Here is a 16543-nt window from a genome sequence, read left to right on the forward strand (position 1 = left end):
CGTCCCTATAGACGCCTGAGCCATGAACGTCGGAGTCATCGGCAGCTGCCTTTCCAACCTGCCCGCAGCCTTGCTGATGGCAGATTACGGGTGGACGCGGCTGAACAATTCCGCCGCGCAGCGCAGCGACCTGTTCGTTTCCCAGGTGATCGAGGGGCGTGAACCGCCGCCGCTTCCGCTGGTGCAGGAGCTGTTCGGCGTGGATCCGGCTGCCGACGACGCCAACCGCTTCCTGCGCGAAAACTATCGCCACCTTTGCGGCATGACGGAGATCGAGCCGTCGCGCCCGGGCCTCTGGGCCAACCTCCATCAGGCGAAATTCGACCTGTTGTTGCTCGACAATCTCAACGATCTCAGCGCCGAGATTGTCCGCTACAAGGGCGCCGCTTGCGACCCGTTCGACATCTTCTTCCCGCTGCACTTGATTGACGTTCATGCCGCGCTGGCGGAGTCGATCGAAGTCGGCACGCCGCTCACGCCTCAGCAGTCGGCGGACAATTGGATCGAGATCACCCGTTTCGTGAAGGCGCTCCAGCCGCGTGCGCGCATCATCTTCTCCAGCGCCCCCTATTGCACGGCCATCGGCGATCCCGGGCGCTACGAAAGGGCCATCGGCTTTCATGACCTGTTCGTCGACAGGGCGTCGGCCATGGGGGTGGAGGTTCTGCCGCCGACGAATCTGCCCGTGTCGCTGACCAGGCTGCCGGACGATCGCAATCACTTCGACATGTCGGTCTATCGCGCCCTGGCCGGCCACATGCACATGTCGGTGCTGAGCGGTTGGAGCAACTGGACCAACAAGCCGCTTCCGCGTGAGGTTGTCGAGGCCGAGGTCGATCATTCATGCACGCCCAGCCCGCAGGTCGCAGAGGCTGTGTCGGACAGCGACAAATCGCTTCTGCCCGTGGTCGCCGCCGCGATCGGGGCACCGGCCGAGGAAATCGGCGAGGACGCGGCGATGAATCGCACCGAGAAATGGGACAGCCTCAAGCAGATCGGAGTGGTTCTGGCGGTCGAGGAGGCGTTCGACGTCAAACTGCCGTTCGAGGCGACGACCGAGGCCGTCAACGTACCCGCGCTGCGTCGATTCCTTCTGGAGGTCGGCGTTCGAGCGGCGGACCATGTCGATGCGGCGGAGGCGCCTGACAAGGCGGACAGGCCGCCGGCCGTATCTGCCCCGGACGCGCCGAGAGATTCACTCGGTCCACGTCTCGTCGCTGCGCCAGTGGACTGGGGCGGAGCCGATTCGGGGCGCAATCTCTTCGCTGATTTCCTCGCGCGTGCGCGCAGCCATCCACGCGCCCCCTACCTGCTCCTGGTCCACGGAAAGGAGCGGCGCGTCATCTCAAACGGCGAGGTTCTGGCGGATGCCTTGAGTGTGGCGGCGCGCCTGACGCACCTGCCGCGCGGGGCGGTCGTCGCCCTGGTGCTGGATCATTCGGCCCATCTCTATTCCGGCTTCATCGGCTGTATTCTCGCCGGGCTCACGCCGACCATTCTGGCGCCCCGCACGCCGCGTCAGGACGCGTCGGTGTTTCAGGACTCGATGTCGGTCCTGTTCCGCCGCATCCGGCCTGCCGCCGTTCTGACCGGCGGCGCAGCCGCTGACTCCGTGCCCTCGGGAGACTTCGACCTCGTGGATATGGCCAGGCTGGCCCCTGCGGACGCCGACGAGGTGGCCGGTTTCGCCCCGCCGTCGCCGACGGAAGGTTTCGGCGAGGTCGTCGCCTTCCTGCAACACAGTTCCGGGACCACGGGACACAAGAAGGGGGTCATGCTGACCCATACTCAGGTGCTGGAGCAGGTGCGGCTGTACTCGGCGGCGATCGGCCTGGAGGCCGGGGATCGCATCGCCAGCTGGCTGCCGCTCTATCACGACATGGGATTGATCACGAGTTTCATCCTGCCGACGATCATGGGCTGCCCGATAATCAGTCTGGACGCACAGGAATGGGTGGTCCGCCCGGGCCTGCTGCTGGATCTGATCGAGTCCGAGCAGGCCCAGTATTGCTGGCTGCCGAACTTCGCCTTCCTGCATATCGTGCGCAACGACCGGACCCGAGGCCGGAATCTCGGATCGATGCGGATGTTCGTCAACTGTTCGGAGCCCTGCCGCGCCGCAGCGTTCGACGCCTTTCTGGAACGGTACGCGGAAGCCGGGATCACTCCCGACAGGCTGCAGGTTTCCTATGCGATGGCGGAGAACGTCTTTGCGGTGACCCAGACCGAGGCCGGCCAGGTCACGCGGCGGCTGGCCGACGATGGCGCGGAATACCTGTCCAGCGGGCGGCCGCTGCAGGGGGCGGCGGTTGAAATTCGTGATCCCGACGGCTGGCCCGTTCCCCTCGGACAACTCGGAGAGATATGGCTGAGGTCCAGCTGTCTTTTCGGCGGTTATCACCGGCTGCCCGAACTGACGAGCAAGAGGCTGATCGACGGCTGGTACAGGACCGGTGATCTGGGCCGGCTGAATGACGGAGAACTGTTCGTCGTCGGGCGCACGGACGATCTGATCCTCGTCAACGGACGCAACATCGTCGCCCACGAGGTGGAGGATCAGATCGCCGCCGTTCCGGGCGTCGCGCCGGGGCGGGTGCTGGTCGCCGGCGAGTTCGATGACGAGGTCGGCACAAGCCGTATCATCGTGCTGGCGGAATCCTTGCCCGACGATGTGCTGGACGAGGCGGCGATGTCGGCGGCGATCGGTGAGATGGTGTTCGGGTCGACGGGCGTGACCCCCGCCACAATTCGGCTCCTTCCCCGCGGGTATCTGGTGAAATCGTCAAGCGGCAAGCTCGCGCGCAGAGCCAGCTTGAACAAGTTCGCCAATGACGGCATGTCTCTGGTCGAAGCCGAGGCCTGACGTCCGGCGTTAGTGGCGGCCGATCAGGACGCAGGAGTCATTTCTTCGATGTCGAAGCCTTGGGTTGTCGTCTGCGGCATGATTCGCGACGCGGCGGTTTTCGCGACCAAGCTCGAAACCCTTCGGGCCTGGAAGGCGGACGGTGTGATCGAGGACGTCGTTCTGTCCACCTGGGCCGGAGAGATCGACCGCTACCCCGAGGTCGGCGAGGCCTGGTCGCGCGGCGAGTTCATCCTGGTCGAGACCGACCCTCCGATCCTGAAAACCGTGGGCCATACCGTCCACCAAGCGCGCAGCCTCTACTACGGCCTGCAGGCGGTGCCGGAAGGCGTGAAGGTGCTGAAGACGCGACCTGACTTGGGCGATCTGACGGGCCCGGTGCGTGCGATCCTCGAGCAGATCGATCTGACGCTCACGCCCAAGGCGGGATGGCCGGAGGTGTTCGGCTCCAAGATCGCCGTGGTGATGCATTCGCTGGAAATCCCCTTCTATGTGAACGACATCATCTATTTTGGCGTGCGGGAGGACCTGCTGCGCCTGGCGAACTTCGACCTGTCGACCGAGTACCTCTGCAGCCATATGGCGCCCGAGCAGTTCTTCTTTCGAGGGGCCTTCGCCGGCCAGTTTCCACTGCTGGAGGCCTATTTTCAGGTCGCGCCGCCTCTGGTGTTCAATGATGCTGTCGATGGACAGGCGAGACAGGACATCCTGTTGCAATCCGACGTCTTCCTCGACGCGGTGGCGTTGAACACCCGGCTGATGAATCACTATTTCCGCATCGGCTTCGTCGCTGACGAACAGCGGCGGGCGCAGGGGCCTCTCCCCGAAGGCTTTGATCTGAGGGCGATGTTCGGGCCAAGCCAGACGCCGGGGGTGCGGTTCTACGAGCCCATTCATTCGTCGAATGTCTTCGAGGAACGCGCAGGGGCGGCGATTCTGGAGAGACGGTTCGCCATGGACGACCTTGGCGCGCGCATGGCCGAGGCGCTCGATCGCACGGAAGACCCGGCCTATTGGCGATCCTATTCGGCGAACCCTCTCAACCCGTCAGACAGCATTCGAGCCCTGCAGCGGTCCATTGCAGACCGCTTCCCGAACACGGGACACCGCCTCGTCGAGGAAGACGCCGGATCAAGGCGGCGGCGGATCAAGCTCTCGGGCGAGCGGATCAGTCTGATGGTGGACACCCAGGAGGGCGTCCGCCTGAGCGAGGAGGTCAATTTCCTGCGTCGGCTGGTCAACGATCTCCAGGGCGGCCGTCCGATTTCTCCGGAACGGTTGGCTGCTGCGTCGGGCCCGGTGGACGCCATCGTGCAGAGCGACTTCGCCGATGAGCCGGACGCCCCGTCGGCCCCGGATGTCGCCGCGACGGACGACCGCGTGCTGAACCAACCCGGTGGCGACGTGGCGGTGTCAGAGGCCGCAGCCGTTTCGCCGGTTGATGTCGTCGAGGACGGAGGGCCGCAAGAGAGCGCGGTTTCGTCCTCCGGGACGGGTCAGGCGCCGGAGGCGACCGGGGCGGCGGCCCCTACCGGATTCACGAAAACGCTCGAGCGCCTGCTCGGCCGAGGTTCGGCGCAGTCGTAGCGGGCGCAATACCGGGCCCTGAGGTCCGCCATCGCCTCATCGTCGACGGCGGACAGGCGGTCGCCCGCGCTGGCCAGTTCGGCATCTGAAAGATCGGGACGCGGCGGGCGACGGTTGCCGAAGCGCAGCATCTCCAGGGTCGAGACGGGAACGGTTCGGGCCATGGCCAGGGCGGTGGCCTCGGCCCGGCGCGATCGCCAGGTCTGGTCAAGCGTCCGCACCATGGACTGAACGGCGACGACCCGATCCGCCGGCAGGCCATCCAGGCTGACGGCGCCCGGTCCCTGGGTCAGGGGCGCGGTGAAGCGGGGGGCGATCTCCTGCGCCAGGGACAGCGCCTCTGCCGATGGTTCGGCCCCGCTCCAGGGCGACGGCGGTTCATCAGGGGCCAGTTCGAACCGCACGGTGAAACGGACCTCGGAGGCTACAGGCTCGCCGTCGCGCGTGCGGGGGGCGGTCTGGAAGCGATCGACCAGATCAAGCGCGGCCTGATCAAAGCCCAGGCCCGAGGGGCGAACGCGGTCCGGCTTGCAGTCGGCCAGACGCCCGTCCGGTCGGGCCTGACAGGTGAGGCGCGCGGACCCTCTGAGACCCAGCGCCGCCGCGAATCCGGGATAGGCGTCGGCCATGTCGTCGCCGCTGGGAACACTGCGCCAGGAGGCGTTGACGATCTCGCTGGTGGCGCAGCCGCCGAGGACCGTCAGGGCGGCCAGCGACAGCACGAACGGGCGCATCGGAAGCCGGAGCCCGACCACCCTCAGGCGTCTTCGTCGAACTTGCGGGCGACGAGGTCCAGCAGGGCGTCGACGGCCGCGCGGGCGTCGGGGCCCTCGGCCTCAATGTCGATCGAACAGCCGATCCCGGCGCCCAGCATCAGAAGCCCCATGATCGACAGGGCGTTCACCGTCGCGCCGTCGCGGCTGACGCGGATGTCGCTCTCGAAGGCCGAGGCCGTCTTGACGAACTTTGCGGAGGCGCGGGCGTGCAGGCCACGGGTGTTGCAGATGTCGGCCGTGGCCCGGACGGTCTCGCTCATCCCTTCTCCCCGGCCAGCACCCAGGAGGCGACGGAGATGTATTTGCGGGCGGCGTCCTGGGCGTGGGCGACGCAGGCCTCCAGCGTCTCGCGCTGGCGCACGCTGGCCAGCTTGATCAGCATGGGCAGGTTCAGGCCGGCGATGACCTCGGCATGGGTTTCCTCCATGACCGAAATGGCCAAGTTGGAGGGCGTGCCGCCGAACATGTCGGTCAGCAGAATGACGCCGGAGCCGTCGTCCACGGCGCCGGCCGCATCGACGATGTCGCGCCGTCGGCGCGCCATGTCGTCCTCGGGACCAATACAAATGGCGGCGACGCCGCGCTGAGGGCCGACCACATGCTCCATGGCCGCCAGAAACTCCGACGCCAGGCCGCCGTGCGTGACGATGACCAGGCCGATCATGAAGGCTTCACCAACTCGCCGCCTCGTTCCGCGCCCGGCCGTCGGGAAGGACGGTGCGGGCAAGGGGGCCTTGAATAGAGGAAAGCCGACCGGGTTTAAAGCGTCCCCTCGTCACAGGCGTGTCGCCTCCCTGAGGGCGGCTTCGACAAGGAGAACGGCGGACGCCGGTCGGATGTCGACGGCCATCCGGGGAAGCGACAGTCCCAGGAGCGGGCGACGGTCCGGGTCCGGCAGCCTCTCGGGGGCGGTCTGGAGGCAGTCGCAGATCAACGCGATCCGCGCGAGGGCCAGCGGCGGTCGCGGCGTCGTGGAAATTCCGAAGCCGCGAAGCTCGATCAGGCCGGAAATGCTGCGGCCCATGGCGGGCGGGAGGGCGGCGTAGAGGGCCGGGCCGGAGCGCCACAGGAAGGTCTGGTCGTCCGCGACCAGACGCCATCCCCGGTCGATGAGTCGCAGCGCCAGGTCGCTCTTGCCGCTGCCCGGCGCGCCTGTGAGCAGGACGCCGCGCCAACTCTCGAGCTCGCGACGCGCGACCGCTGTGGCGTGCACCCGCATGGCGTCAGGCGCGTCGGGACGGCGTCAGGTGGGTCACCGGCAGTTCGACCACGAACCGGGCGCCGGTGACAGAGCCGTGGGTATTGTGGCGATTCTCGGCGCGAACCTGTCCTCCGTGAGCCTCCACGATCTGGCGCACGATGGACAGGCCGAGGCCTGAGTTCGAGCCGAAGGCCGCTCCCCTGGGCCTGGAGGTGTAGAATCGCTTGAACACGGTCTCCAGATTGTCCGCAGGTATGCCCGGGCCGTCGTCGTCCACCACGACACGCACCCGTTCCGGTTCGGGGCCCTGGCGACCGATGGAGATCCGGACCTCGCCGCCCGCCGGGCTGAAGGAGCGGGCGTTGTCGATCAGGTTGCGGAACACCTGGCCCAGGGGGCCGTCTCGTCCCAGGACGGGGGCGGTCGCCTCCGTGACGGTCAGGCGCACCGGGACGTCGCCGTCTCTCGCCGTGGTGTCGTAGACGCCGACGATATCGCTGATCAGCACATTCAGGTCGATCGGCCGGGGACGCTCGCGCGACAGCTCGGCGTCGAGTCGCGAGGCGTTGGAAATGTCGGTGATCAGGCGATCCAGACGTTTCACGTCGGCCTGCAACAGGGTGGTCAGCTTCTCCCGCTGCTCCGCCGTCTTGACCAGCTCCAGCGTCTCGAGCGCAGAGCGGATCGAGGTCAGGGGGTTCTTGATCTCGTGACTGACGTCGGCGGCGAAGCTTTCGATCGCATCCATACGGTCCGACAGCGTCTCCGTCATCGTCTCCAGAGATTTGGCCAGATCGCCGATCTCGTCGCGACGGCCCTCGAGGTCGGGCAGGGAGATGGCGCGCGCGCGCTGCATGCGCACAGCGTCGGCCGCCGCCGACAGCCTCAGGATCGGCCGGGCGACGAACAGATGGAGCAGGACGGAGGTCAGGATGCTGACGACCACGGCCACGAGGGCGAAGGGCAGCAGGGCCAGGCGCTGCGCAGCCAGAATCTCGGCGACATCGCCGCTTTCCAGGGTCAGGACGCCGAGGATCTGGTTCACGTGACGCACCGGAAGGGAGACGGACACGACCTGGCGGCCTTCCTCGTCGTGCCGGACGGTCTTCTGCGGCGCGCCGTCCAGAGCGGCGGTCACCTCTTCGTACAGTTCGGATCTCGCGCGACGTTCGCGCGTCGTCTCGTTCGAGAGCGTTCTCTCCGACTTCTCCTGGACGGGCGTGCCCGCAGGCCGGGCCGGGGGGAGGGGCCGGCCGGGGATGGCCTCGGTGACGGCATAGGAATCGGCGAAGGGACGCAGCAGATCCGCCGCTCCGCCGGAGATCGCCCCGGCGGAATCGGCGGCCAGAACGCCGTCGGCGTCGTAGAGTCGCGCGCGCTGGCCTTCCGGAATGAAGACGTCGCGGAGCAGCAGCGGCGACTTTTCAATATTGAACCGGGGGGTAGGGACGCCGACGGTATATTCCTTGTCGGCGAGCACATTGGCCAGGAGCTCCGCCTGACCCATGAGCGAATCCTGGCGCGCCTCGACCAGTCCGCGTCGCCATTCATTCAGCGCCAAGGCGCCCACCAGCAGGATCAGCAGGCTGATCAGGTTGAGGACGAAGATCAGCCCGCCCAGGCGCGAACCGCCGAAGCGGTTGAGCCGGCGCGTCAGGTCACGGCGGACCTGGTCCCGTTCCCGCGTCGCCCCCGACGCGCCGGGGTCAGCTTTCGCGGTACCGGTAGCCGACGCCATACAGGGTCTCGATCGCGTCGAACTCGGGATCGACGACCCGGAACTTCTTGCGCATCCGCTTCACGTGGCTGTCGATGGTGCGGTCGTCGACATAGACCTGGTCGTCGTAGGCGGCGTCCATCAGGTTGTCGCGGCTCTTCACGAAGCCGGGGCGCTGGGCCAGAGCCTGGAGCAGCAGGAATTCGGTCACCGTCAGTTTGACGGGGCGGCCGTCCCAGGTGCTTTCGTGGCGCGCCGGATCCATCACCAGCTTGCCGCGGCGGATCGCCTTGCCCGAGCTTTCGCCGGACGGTTCAGGCGCGCCGCCGTCGCCGCCCGTGCGGCGCAACAGGGCCTTGACCCGTTCGATCAGCAGGCGCTGGCTGAACGGCTTGTGGATGTAGTCGTCGGCGCCGAGGTTGAAGCCGAGGATCTCGTCGATCTCCTCGTCCTTGGAGGTCAGCATGATCACCGGCAGTTGCGACGTCTGGCGCAGGCGCCGCAGCACCTCCATGCCGTCCATGCGCGGCATCTTGACGTCGAGGATCGCGAGATCAGGCGGCGTGGCCTCCAGCGCCTCAAGGCCCGAGGCGCCGTCATGATAGGCGGTGATCTTGTGGCCGTGGCTCTCCAGAGCCAGGGAGACCGAGGCGACGATGTTCTCGTCGTCGTCGACAAGGGTGATGTTGGCCAAATCGGCCCTCCTCAGCGCGTCGCGGCCCGCGTGGCCGCCGGTTCGTCGCAATCTAACGCACGACAAGCGTAACCGTTCGCCGTGATCGCGGTGACATTAGGGCGTGGGGTCCGTCGGGCCAAGGGCCGGGCGCATGAACCCGGTCTTAAATCCTTTCGTGCCAGGGGAAGGGTATGGCGGGGCCGATCCATTACGAAGTCTATATCCGCAGGACGCCTCCGTCCGGCTGGACGCTGGCGATCGCGACGGAAGACCGCGCCCACGCGGTGGAGACGGCCGAGGAATTGCTCGGCAGCGGATCCGCAGCCGCCGTGCGTGTGACCAAGGAGACCCTGGATCCGGAGACGATGGAGTTCGCCAGCGTCACCATCCTGACCCAGGGGGCGCCGGAGCCGAAGCGGCGGCGCGCCGCCGAGGAGGCCGAGGTCGCCTCGATCTGCAACTCGCCCCAGGATCTCTACACGCCCATAGGGCGCGAACGCCTGAGCGCGGTGCTGGAAGACTGGCTGCGGCGCAACCGCATCACCGTCTATGAACTGCTGCATCGCGCCGATCTGGTGGAGCGGCTGGAAGCCTCCGGCGTGGAGATGCAGCACGCCATCCAGAAGGTGGCGGTCCCCGAGAGCCAGGCGTCCGGACGCAAGGTCCATGATCTGATCCGTCACTACCAGCGGCTCGCCGAGGCGGCCGTCGCACGGGTGATGACCGCCCATCGCCGCGAGGCCTTCGGTGACGCCGCACAGACGCCGCTGGCCGAGATCGCCGACCGTCTGGCCGGGCGGCCCGACGCCGCCTTCCTGATGGGCGGGACGCTGTGCCGGGCCACGGCGGCCGGAGCCGGACCCAGCGAACGGCTCGGTCTGCTGATGGACATGGCCGACCGCGCCCCGGCCGAAGGTCCGGGACGCGATCTGGTGCTGGGCCAGATCGAACAGTTCCTGAGCGACATCACCGCCCAGCCGACCGGCCTCGCCGGCATCCTCGGACCCGGCCTCACGCCGGGGGCCGCCCTGACTGCGATCGTGCGGATGTGCGCGCCGCACGAGGTTGAGGCCCTGATCCGGGCCGAGCCTCGGATGGGCCAGATGATCCCTGCCGTGGACGGGCCCGCCGGACGCCTGGCCCTGCGCCTCGCGGCGGGGCAGTTCCCGGCCCTCGCCCGCGCCCTCAGCCGAATGGTGCTCAGGGAGCTGGCCGGCACCAAGCGGCTGCAACCCGGAGACGCCCAGGGGGAGATCGCCGTCCTGCGCGCCCTCGCCGCCGCCCTGACCGCCGCCACCGGCCGCCTGGTGACGGCGGAGGAGGTGCAGGAGGCCTTCATCGAGCGGTCCCAGATGCTGGTGACGGCGGATTTCGTCGGGGCCTGCACCGCCGGTCTGGAGACCACCTTGCAGGAGGTCGAGAGCCTGACGCGGCTGTGTGAAAACGTCACCGGCGGTGCGAACAAGCGCGCCGCCGCGCGGTGGTTGTCGGCCAGCGTCACAAGCCTGAGATTCGAGACCGAAATGCGCGCGCCTGGCGTTCATCCGATACAGAAGCTGGCCGTCCTGGCCGGGCTCCAGCGATCGGTCCGCGCCTGTCATTTTTCCGAGACCGATCAGGAAGCCGTGCTCAATGCGATCGGGGTTCTGGGCGGACAGATCGAGGCGGACGCTCGCCTCGTGGCCCTGATGGCGCGGGCCGAGGCGCCTCCGCCGCAGAAGATCGCCGCCCTGCTGCGGCTTGCGGCGGGGCAGACCGCGCCGCTGGGTCCGGCGGCCGATCGGGCCAAGGCGGAGGCCCTGCGGCTGATGCGGACGCCCGAGGCGCGGACCTCCCTGGCCCAGGCGACCGACATCCTTCCCGAAATCCGGGGTCTGATGAAGACGGCGGGTCTGGCGGCCTGACCGCCTGTCAGCACGCCTGGCCGGCGGCCCAGCCCGACGCCCAGGCCCACTGGAAATTATAGCCGCCCAGCCAGCCGGTGACGTCCGCCGCCTCTCCGACCACGAACAGACCGGGGACCGATCTGGCCTGCATCGTCTTCTGGTCCAGGTCGTCAGTGTCGACGCCGCCCAGGGTGACCTCGGCGGTGCGATACCCCTCCGAGCCGGTCGGCTTGACCCGCCAGCGATTGACCGCCTCGCCGAGGGCGTCGAGGGTCCGGTCGGGCAGTTCCGCAAGCTTGCGCGGCGGCGTCGCTGTGCGCTCCACCACTGCGTCGGCGAGGCGGCGCGGGACGATATGGCCGAGCGCCGTCTGCACCGCCTGCTTGCCGTTTTCGGTCTTGGCGGCGCGGAGCAGGGCGGCGACGTCGGCATCGGGCGCCAGATCGAACTCCACCACCTCCCCCTCGCGCCAGTAGGAGCTGATCTGCAGCACCGACGGGCCGGACAGGCCGCGATGGGTGAACAGCAGGGCCTCGCGAAAGGCGATGCGGTCGTTGCGCGCCACGGTCTCCGCCGAAAGACCTGACAAGGGGGCGTGTCGGGCCAGGAAGTCGGGGTCGAAGGTCAGGGGGACGAGGGCCGGACGGGTCTCGGTGATCCTGAGGCCGAAGCGCCGTGCGGTCTCATAGGCCCAGCCGGTCGCGCCCATCCTGGGGATCGACTTGCCGCCGGTCGCGATCACCAGCGAACTGGCGGTGACGCCCGATCCGTCCGAGAGGACGGCGGAAAAGCCGTCGCCCCGGCGATCGACCGACGCGACGCCCGTATCGAGCCGAAGCTCGGCGCCGGCCTCGGTCATCTGATCGGTCAGCATACGGACGATCTGTTTGGCGCTGTCGTCGCAGAACAGCTGGCCCAGGGTCTTTTCGTGCCAGCGGATGCCCGCCCGATCGACGCGGGCGATGAAATCCTTCGGGCCGAACCGCTTCAGGGCCGAGGCGGCGAACCGCGGATTTCCGCCCAGGAACCGGTCGATGCGGTCGGCGTCCAGATTGGTGAAGTTGCAGCGGCCGCCGCCCGATATGCGGATCTTCTCGCCCGGCTTTGCGGCGTGATCGACGATCAGGACGCGGCGGCCGCGTCGCCCGGCCTCGATGGCGCACATCATGCCGGCCGCGCCGGCGCCCACGATCAGGACATCCACGGTCTTCATGCGCGCCTCAGGGTCAGCAGGCGGCGAACCGCGAGCACGGAAAAGCCGGCAACCAGCCCCCAGAAGGCCGAGCCGATCCCGAACAGGGCCAGGCCCGAGGCGGTGGCGGCGAAGGTCAGGATCGCGGCCTCGCGCGAGGGTTCGTCGCCGATCATCTGGGTCAGGGCGCCGGTCAGGGGGGCGATCAGCGCCAGCCCCGTGACGACCGCCAGCGCGGCGGGCGGCATGGCGATGAACAGCCCGGCCAGGGGCGCGGCGAACAGGGCGACGATCAGATAGAGTCCGCCATAAAGCACTCCGACGATCCATCGACGTTCAGGATCGGGATGGGCGTCAGGACCGATGCATATGGCGGCGGTGATGGCGGCCAGGTTGACGCCGTGTGCGCCGAAGGGGGCGGCGATCAGGCTGGCGACGCCGGTCGAGAGGATCAGCCGGTCGGCCGGGGGCGGATAGCCGGCCGACTGCAACACGACCAGCCCTGGCAGATTCTGCGCCGCCAGGGTGACCAGAAACAGCGGCAGTCCCAGACCGATCGCCGTCGCTGGATCGAACGTCGGCAGGATGGGCTCCAGATGGCCGAACAGGCCGGTCCCCGGCGGCAGCGTCAGCTGACCTCTCAGGGCCAGAACGACGAAGGCGACGCCCAGGACCACCGGCATGGCCCAGGCCGGACGCAGGGTCCGCATCACCAGAAAGGCGGCGATCAGACCCAGGGTCAGGGCCGCTTCCTGCGGCAGGACGACGAACAGCTTCAGTACGAAGGGCAGCAGCACCCCCGCCAGCATGGCCGAGGCGACGCCGGCCGGAATCCGCGCCGCCAGGCGTCCGAGCACCGGCAGCAGGCCGGTCAGAATCATCAGGCTCGCCGCGACGACGAAGGCCCCCACCGCCGTCGGCCAGCCGACCACAGGCCCGGCCGAGGCGGCCAGCAGGGCGGCCCCCGGCGTCGACCAGGCCAGGACGACGGGTATCTTCAGCCGCCAGCTCAGCAGCATGCCGGGAAGGGCGATGCCGAGGCACAGGGAGGTGATCATGGAGACGATCTGGCCCGATGAGGCGCCCAGCACCTGACCAGCCTGAACCACCAGGGCCACCGTGCCGCCGAAGCCGATCACCGTCGCCACAGCGGCGGCGGAAAGGGCGGAAGCGGGAAGACGCGGCGCGGTCATGCGACGCGCTTAGGGCGTCGCCTCATCCGGCGATAGCCCTTAACCTTGGCGAGCGCGGGGAATTTATGCTCCGACGAGTCGTCACAATGCGGGTTGTCGTTCCGCCCAGCAGTTCGCCAGACGCGTCTCAACCAGCTTTCCGAAGGCGGCGATCGCACCGCCATTGGAACTGATCGACATCTGGGCCGTCGAACCATCCGCCTGCACGGCTCGCCCTTCGATCGTATAGCCCTGTGCGTGAAGGGGAGGTGGCGTCGATTCAGGCATGCGGGCGCCCTCGGGCGGCAGGCCGTAAGCGCGCCCAGGATTGAAGCGGGGAGCGAACACCGCGTCCAAACCGGCGACCACGCCGATCAAGGCAGGGCAGGTCTGGGTATCTGCCCACCGGTCACGCAGTCCACTGTTGCCGCGTCGAAATCGCGCCGAATACAGGAGCGGATACCGGTCCGGCCGGATCGGGCGGGTCAGATCGACGCCGGAGAAGATGTCGATGGTCCATACCCCATCTTGGTCAGCAGACCTGATCGAGGCCACCTTGACGCCTTGGTCGATATGCTGGGGTGCGGATTGAGCTCGAGCCAATTCGCTTGTCGAAAGGCATGCGAAAACCAGCGCAGAGACCAGGGTGATCACGCGCTGGCCGTGCAAGGAAACAAAGGGCGAGATGGACGCCATATATGAGCCTCTCGCCAACTCGCTCGCTTCCTTTTTGGCAATCGGTGGGTCGGTCTTCGATCGTTCCAAAAAGGGTTAGAAGTTTCCGCGCCGCGTGTGGGTAGGATAATGGAAGAGGGGCACCCTATCGGCGGATAGCTTACCCCTCCTCGTCGCCGGCCAGGCCCATCATGTGGAAGCCGGCGTCGACGTGGACGACTTCGCCGGTGGTCGAGAAGCCGAGGTCGGAGACCAGCCACAGGGCGGCGCCGGCGACGCCTTCCATGGAGGTGTCCTCCTTCATGGCCGACATGGCGCGGCCCTGGGCGATCATGCCGCGACCGCCGGAGATGCCGGCCAGCGACAGCGTGCGCATGGCGCCGGCCGAGATAGCGTTGACGCGAATGCCCCTGGGCCCCAGGTCGCGGGCGATGTAGCGGGTCGCCGCCTCCAGCGCCGCCTTGGCCACGCCCATGGTGTTGTAGTTGGGGATGGCCCGCTCCGAGCCGAGGTAGGTCATGGTCACCAGCGACCCGCCGTTGGGCATCAGTTTCGAGGCGCGCCTGGCGACGTCCACGAAGCTGAAGGCCGAGATGTTCATGGCCAGCAGGAAGCTGTCGCGCGAGGTGTTCTCGACGAAGGAGCCCTTCAGTTCGTCCTTGTTGGCGAAGGCGACCGAGTGGATGACGAAGTCGATCGTGCCGAATTCCTTTTCCAGCTCGGCGAAGGCGGCGTCCATGGAGGCGTCGTCGGTGACGTCGGCCTGGATCAGCAATTTCGCGCCCACGCTCTCGGCCAGGGGACGAACGCGGCGCTCGAGACCCTCGCCCAGATAGGTGAAGGCCAGTTCGGCGCCCTGGGCGGCCAGCTGGGTGGCGATGCCCCAGGCGATGGAGTTGGCGTTGGCCACCCCCATGATCAGGCCCTTCTTGCCCTTCATCAGTTCGCCGGCCGGCATGTTCCAGGCGGATTCGGTGGCCATGGGTCGTCTCCTCACAGTTCGCCGCGAGGGTTAGCAGGGGATCGCTAGGGAAGGAAGCGTCGGGCCGGGCCCGGAGGCGCGGCGGCTGAAAACCGATCCGGATGCGGACATTATGTGATTGATCTGAAAGAAAAATATCATGCTGCGGGAAGGCGATGTTAAGCGCGCCGGTCTAGGTCGTGCGGCGTGGGGAGCCCGATGCGTATCGCACGTTACATTCAGCCGATTTCGCCGGTCGCGCCGGACACCGTCGGCGCGGTCGTCTTCGAGCGCTTTCAGGCCGAGCCGAACCTGATGGTGATCCCGGTGACCGATGCGGACGACCGGCCGCTGGGTCTGATCGAGCGCAACGCCTTCATGCTGAAGATGGCGGCGGCCTTCGGGCGCGAATTGTACGCCGGGCGGCCGGTGTCGGGACTGATGAACGCCCGGCCGGTGATCGCCGAGGCCGACGCCAGCGCCGACGCCCTGTTCGGCGCCTCGGATGAGGCGGACGCCAGCGCCCTGATGGGCGGCTTCATCGCGGTCCGCAACGGCCGCTACTGCGGCGCAGGCAGCACGCTGGAGATTCTCCAGGCCGCCAGCGCGGCCCACCGGGACCGGGCCGAGCAGATGGCGCGCCTGGCCCAGGACCTGGCGGCGGCCGAGGCCGAGGCCCGCGCCTCCAGCCGGGCCCGGTCGGAGTTCCTGGCGGTGATGAGCCATGAGATCAGAACGCCCCTGAACGGCGTCCTGGGCGTCGCGCGCGTGCTGGAGCGCAAGCTGACGCAGGAGGACCTCAGGCCCTATGTGACGGCGATGGTGGGTTCCGGGGAATCGCTGCTGGGACTGCTGACCGACGCCCTCGACATGTCGCGCGCCGAGGCCGGGGTGGCGCAACTGGACATCCAGCCCCTGGACCTGTCCGCCCTGGCGTCGGACGTCGAGGCCCTGTGGCGCGCCCGGGCCGAGGAGAAGGGGCTGCGGCTGATCCTGAAGACTGACATGGCGCAGGCCGCCTGGGTCATGGGCGACCGCGTCCGCCTGAAGCAGCTGCTCAACAATCTGGTCGGCAATGCGCTGAAGTTCACGGACCGCGGGCAGGTCGTCATCGAACTGAACGCGCGGCCTGAAGGGGATCGGATCGCCATCGTCGGCGCCGTGGAAGACACCGGTCCCGGCATCCCCGAAGGCACGGCCGCGCGCATCTTCGAGCCGTTCAACACCGGCGAGGCCGGCCGCACCGGCGCGGGCGCCGGGCTGGGCCTGACCATCTGCCGCCAGATCGTGGAGGCGATGCAGGGGCGGATCGCGGTGCAGGCGGCCCGCGACGGCGGCGCGCGCTTCATCTTCGGGATGACCCTGGATCGGGCGGAGGAGCAGGCGCGATCCGGGGCCGCGCCCGAGCCCACGCCGCACGAGACCCTGCATGTGCTGGTGGTCGACGACAACGCCACCAACCGCTTCGTGGCGACCAAGGTGCTGGAGATGTTCGGCTGCACCTCGGATGTGGCCGAGGACGGGCCGTCGGCGATCGAGGCCGCGCGACAGGGCCGCCATGACCTGATCCTCATGGACATCCAGATGCCGGGGATGGACGGGGTGGCGACGACCGGGCGCATCCGGGCGCTGGGCGGAACGGCGGGGGCCACGCCGGTCATCGCCCTGACGGCGAACGCGGCTGAGGCCGACGCCCGGCGCTATCATGCGGCCGGCATGGCGGCGGTGGTGTGCAAGCCGCTGGATCCGGCGGCGCTGCTGGACGCGATCCGCCGGGTCCTGGCTGTGCCGGGGAGCGCCGCGGCGGCCTGAGCGGCGGCGCCCAGGCGTTTCGGCG

14 protein-coding genes are annotated in these 16543 nt (G+C 68.2%); 4 read left to right on the plus strand and 10 right to left on the minus strand.

Annotated elements, in window-relative coordinates; genetic code table 11:
* Positions 1-22 precede the first annotated feature (22 nt).
* Together ACO2Q1_RS08875 and ACO2Q1_RS08880 are read left to right on the plus strand one after the other, a co-directional pair.
* On the plus strand, positions 23-2863 hold the full coding sequence (locus ACO2Q1_RS08875; RefSeq protein WP_423329142.1) for an AMP-binding protein: 2841 nt from the start codon (positions 23-25) through the stop codon (positions 2861-2863).
* Between the two features lie 48 nt (positions 2864-2911).
* Complete coding sequence (locus tag ACO2Q1_RS08880; RefSeq protein WP_423329143.1) at positions 2912-4450, plus strand: hypothetical protein; 1539 nt, start codon at positions 2912-2914, stop codon at positions 4448-4450.
* Here ACO2Q1_RS08880 and ACO2Q1_RS08885 read toward each other — a convergent pair.
* From ACO2Q1_RS08885 to ACO2Q1_RS08910, 6 genes are all read right to left on the minus strand, one after another.
* A complete protein-coding gene (locus tag ACO2Q1_RS08885) occupies positions 4360-5184 on the minus strand; it encodes an energy transducer TonB (protein ID WP_423329144.1) in 825 nt (274 codons plus the stop codon). The two genes, ACO2Q1_RS08880 and ACO2Q1_RS08885, sit on opposite strands and share 91 nt — an antisense overlap.
* 23 nt (positions 5185-5207) lie before the next feature.
* Positions 5208-5486 (minus strand): HPr family phosphocarrier protein, encoded by a 279-nt coding sequence (locus ACO2Q1_RS08890; protein WP_423329145.1) that lies wholly within the window; start codon positions 5484-5486, stop codon positions 5208-5210.
* Positions 5483-5890 carry a PTS sugar transporter subunit IIA gene (locus ACO2Q1_RS08895; RefSeq protein ID WP_423329146.1) on the minus strand — a complete coding sequence of 136 codons (408 nt, stop codon included), beginning with the start codon at positions 5888-5890 and terminating at the stop codon, positions 5483-5485. The genes ACO2Q1_RS08890 and ACO2Q1_RS08895 overlap by 4 nt, the downstream gene beginning before the upstream one ends.
* Before the next feature lie 111 nt (positions 5891-6001).
* A complete protein-coding gene (locus tag ACO2Q1_RS08900; protein WP_423329147.1) occupies positions 6002-6445 on the minus strand; it encodes an HPr kinase/phosphorylase in 444 nt (147 codons plus the stop codon).
* Positions 6446-6449: 4 nt separating this feature from the next.
* Positions 6450-8165, minus strand: a complete 1716-nt coding sequence (locus tag ACO2Q1_RS08905) for a stimulus-sensing domain-containing protein (RefSeq protein ID WP_423329148.1) — start codon at positions 8163-8165, stop codon at positions 6450-6452.
* Positions 8134-8838, minus strand: a complete 705-nt coding sequence (locus ACO2Q1_RS08910) for a response regulator transcription factor (protein WP_423329149.1) — start codon at positions 8836-8838, stop codon at positions 8134-8136. The genes ACO2Q1_RS08905 and ACO2Q1_RS08910 overlap by 32 nt, the downstream gene beginning before the upstream one ends.
* A 173-nt stretch (positions 8839-9011) precedes the next feature.
* Here ACO2Q1_RS08910 and ACO2Q1_RS08915 point away from each other — a divergent pair, with 173 nt between their 5' ends.
* On the plus strand, positions 9012-10724 hold the full coding sequence (locus ACO2Q1_RS08915; RefSeq protein ID WP_423329150.1) for a hypothetical protein: 1713 nt from the start codon (positions 9012-9014) through the stop codon (positions 10722-10724).
* Positions 10725-10731: 7 nt separating this feature from the next.
* Here ACO2Q1_RS08915 and ACO2Q1_RS08920 read toward each other — a convergent pair whose 3' ends face one another.
* From ACO2Q1_RS08920 to ACO2Q1_RS08935, 4 genes are all read right to left on the minus strand, one after another.
* Entirely contained in the window at positions 10732-11919 is a 1188-nt protein-coding gene (locus ACO2Q1_RS08920) for an NAD(P)/FAD-dependent oxidoreductase (protein ID WP_423329151.1), read from the minus strand.
* Positions 11916-13091, minus strand: coding sequence for a benzoate/H(+) symporter BenE family transporter (locus tag ACO2Q1_RS08925; protein ID WP_423329152.1), 1176 nt, complete (start codon positions 13089-13091; stop codon positions 11916-11918). The genes ACO2Q1_RS08920 and ACO2Q1_RS08925 overlap by 4 nt, the downstream gene beginning before the upstream one ends.
* A gap of 81 nt (positions 13092-13172) precedes the next feature.
* Positions 13173-13766 (minus strand): hypothetical protein, encoded by a 594-nt coding sequence (locus ACO2Q1_RS08930; RefSeq protein ID WP_423329153.1) that lies wholly within the window; start codon positions 13764-13766, stop codon positions 13173-13175.
* 139 nt (positions 13767-13905) lie between these two features.
* Positions 13906-14703 carry an enoyl-ACP reductase FabI gene (locus tag ACO2Q1_RS08935; protein WP_423329293.1) on the minus strand — a complete coding sequence of 266 codons (798 nt, stop codon included), beginning with the start codon at positions 14701-14703 and terminating at the stop codon, positions 13906-13908.
* 222 nt (positions 14704-14925) lie between these two features.
* Between ACO2Q1_RS08935 and ACO2Q1_RS08940 the strand changes: the two genes are divergently transcribed.
* Positions 14926-16518, plus strand: coding sequence for an ATP-binding protein (locus ACO2Q1_RS08940; protein ID WP_423329154.1), 1593 nt, complete (start codon positions 14926-14928; stop codon positions 16516-16518).
* The last annotated feature ends 25 nt before the right edge of the window (positions 16519-16543 follow it).

The organism is Brevundimonas sp. VNH65 (genome assembly GCF_049445955.1).
GTDB lineage: Bacteria > Pseudomonadota > Alphaproteobacteria > Caulobacterales > Caulobacteraceae > Brevundimonas.